General features: G+C 36.8%; 1 protein-coding gene. It reads right to left on the reverse strand.

The genetic code is table 11. From position 1 onward, the window contains the following. Positions 1–111: 111 nt before the first annotated feature. The gene (locus AC1DTM_RS23020) at positions 112–2,358 is read right to left on the reverse strand and encodes an ABC transporter ATP-binding protein (protein WP_477000973.1); all 2,247 of its coding nucleotides are present in this window, start codon (positions 2,356–2,358) and stop codon (positions 112–114) included. Positions 2,359–2,424: the final 66 nt, after the last annotated feature.

A 2,424-nucleotide genomic window follows, 5' to 3' on the forward strand; every position in this document is an offset into this window, starting at 1 on the left:
CAATCTTTCTAATGCCGCCGCCCATAGCAATCTTTCTAATGCCGCCGCCCATAGGACCGCCACCGCCAGGACCAGGACCGCCTTGTTTTCTATTTTCTATTTTTTTATCACTCATGATGACAACTCCTCTCTTGAAAGTTGTGATAAAGCAATTTGCTTATAAACTTCACAGTTTTCCATAAGCTCTTCATGAGYACCAGTTCCAACTATTTTTCCTTCGTCAAGTACAATGATCTTATCGGCATTCATGATTGTGCTGATTCTTTGGGCAATAAGTAAAACAGTACTTCCTGTAATCTCATTGTTTAAAGCTCTGCGCAATGCTGCGTCTGTCTTAAAGTCAAGAGCTGAGAAACTATCATCGAATATGAAGATTTCCGATTTTTTCGTAAGAGCACGTGCAATAGAAAGTCTTTGTTTTTGACCACCGGAAACATTCGTACCACCTTGTGATATTTCTGTACGGAAGCTTTCAGGTTTTTCGTTAATAAACTCCATAGCTTGCGCGATTTCTGCCGCTTTTGCGAGTTCTTCTTCAGTTGCTTCTTTCTTACCGTATTTCAAATTACTCTCGATTGTACCTGAGAATAGAACTCCTTTTTGCGGTACATAACCAATTTTCTCTCTTAATTCCTTCTGAGATACTTCTCTAATATCCGTGCCATCTATTAATATTTGGCCGCTTGTGACATCGTAAAATCGTGGAATTAAGTTGATTAATGTTGATTTACCACTACCTGTACTTCCGATGAAAGCTGTCGTTTCACCAGGTTTTGCAGTAAAGGTGATATTGGAAAGCACATCTTCTTCTGCACCTGGGTATCTAAAGCCAACATTTTTAAATTCAACGTAACCTTTCTTGTCTGAAGCAAATGTTTTCGGCTCTTTTACATCACTAATGGTAATGTCAGTATCTAAAACTTCTGCGATACGTTGTGCGGAAACTGAAGCACGCGGAACCATAATAGATACCATTGAAATCATTAAGAAGGCCATGATGATTTGCATTGTATATTGCATAAATGCCATTAAATCACCAACTTGCATATGTCCCATATCCACTTGGTGTGATCCAACCCAAATAATAAGTACAGTAACGGCATTCATGATAAACATCATCATTGGCATCATAAATGACATTAAACGGCTTACAAATAAATTTGTGTTTGTTAAATCTTGATTTCCTTTTTCAAATTTCTTTTCTTCATGTTTTTGATTATTAAAAGCACGAATAACGAGCATACCTGTTAAAGATTCACGAGTGATTAAGTTAATTTTATCTACTAACTTTTGGATACGCTTAAACCTAGGAATCGCGATGCTAAATAAACCAATGACTAAGCTTAAAATCGCGATTACCGCAACTGCGATAATCCATCCCATTGAAAGATCTGTAGTAAGTACTTTAATAATGCCGCCGATACCTAAAATTGGTGCATAGAATACAATGCGAAGCATCATAACCATAAGTGTTTGAACTTGCTGGATATCATTTGTACTTCTTGTAATTAGAGATGCAGTGGAAAACTTATCAAACTCCGCATTCGAGAAGTTTGTAACTTTCCGGAATACTTTCTTTCTAAGGTCTCTGCCGAGCCCAGCAGCTACTTTTGCAGCAAGTAAACTCACGATAACGGTAGCTGCCATACTTACTAAGGATAAAAGCAGCATTTTCCCGCCGGAAGTAAGAATGAAATTAGATTGAAGCTTATCTATATTGATACCGATCTTTTTATACTCATTCTCAATGAATGAAACGGCTGATTGTGTTACCATGCTGCCTGGCATATTCTTAAACTTTTCATCTGCCTTTTCTTTCATTGCATTGATTTGATCTTGAGGAAGTTTCGCAATGATTGCAAAAGGATCTGTATTTGGCGGAAGCTTCGCTGGTGTTTTGTTGTCACCCGTCGCAGCAGGAGGGAAAGCAGATGCGCCTCCTTTTTCAATTCCTTGTGTAATTAACATTGGTTTCCCAAAGATATTGTTAAGTTCGTTAATTATATTTTTATCTTCTGTATGTAGCTTATAAAGCGGCTCTTTATCAAGCTGTGGATAATCTTTTAAGTCATTTTTTAGTTCACTTTGAGAGAGGTTGTTCTTATCTAAAAGCACATAGTTGTCAGCTACTTTTTTCTTCTCATTTTCATTCATAAAGAGCGTAAGTTTATCCATTTCACTTTTACGAATAACCTCAGGTACTGCATTTTCTACACCTTTTTGTTGAATCCCTACATTGACAATGTTAGACATATAGTCTGGCAGTGATAGATCGCATACTGCCTGCACAGTTAAAAGACATACAACTGCAATGATGGAAGTAACAAATGGTTTTAAATGTTTAATGATCTTTAACATTTAATTCATCTCTCCATTTTCCTTATCTAATTTTTTTAGTTTTTACTCCGTTTCTCTCCTTTATTC

It is taken from the genome of Bacillus sp. P4_D3 (assembly GCF_056401855.1).